General features: G+C 68.0%; 1 protein-coding gene. It reads left to right on the forward strand.

Going from position 1 to position 709, the window contains the following annotated elements:
* A partial coding sequence (gene istB, locus RX395_RS09800) for an IS21-like element helper ATPase IstB (RefSeq protein ID WP_316367286.1) occupies positions 1-624 on the forward strand: 624 nt, incomplete at its 5' end.
* Positions 625-709 lie beyond the last annotated feature (85 nt).

Genomic DNA, 709 nt, shown 5'->3' on the forward strand with positions numbered 1-709 from the left:
GCGGGCTACCTCGAGGCGGAGAGGTCCAGCCGCGAGGCCTCGAAGCGCGCGACGCTGCTCAGGCGCTGCGCGCTGCCGGCGCCCAAGACCTTCGACGGCTACGACTGGTCGGCCGTGTCGTGGCCGGAGGGCATGGGGCGCGAGTCGCTGCTCGCGCTCGACTTCGTCGAGCGCAGGGAGGACCTCGTGCTCATGGGCGACGTCGGCACCGGCAAGACGCACATGGCGTCGGCCCTCTGCGCGCTGGCGTGCGAGAGGAGGCTCGAGGCGCGCTTCTTCACGGCGTCCTCGCTCGTGATGCGACTGAGGCGCGCCCGCGACGACGGGAGGCTCGACCGGGAGGCCGCGCTCATCGGCAAGGCCCGCCTGCTCGTCATCGACGAGCTCGGGTTTCTCCCGCTCGACGCGGACGGGGCGAGGCTGCTCTTCCAGATCTTCGCCGACGCATACGAGAGGCAGTCGGTGGTAATCACCACGAACCTGGAGTTCAGCAGGTGGGGGTCGGTGTTCGGGGACGACCAGATGGCCGCCGCCGTGATCGACCGCATCGTCCACCACGGGAGGCTCGTCCAGTTCCGCGGCGAGTCCTACCGCGTCCGCCATGCCCTCATGCAGGAGAGCTAGCCGCTCAAAAAGCGTGCGCGCTTCCGATGCTGCGACTGCTCAATTTCCGATGCTCTTTTTGCTCAAATCCTCTTGACGAAACACA

Source organism: Collinsella aerofaciens (genome assembly GCF_032584215.1).
Classification (GTDB): domain Bacteria; phylum Actinomycetota; class Coriobacteriia; order Coriobacteriales; family Coriobacteriaceae; genus Collinsella.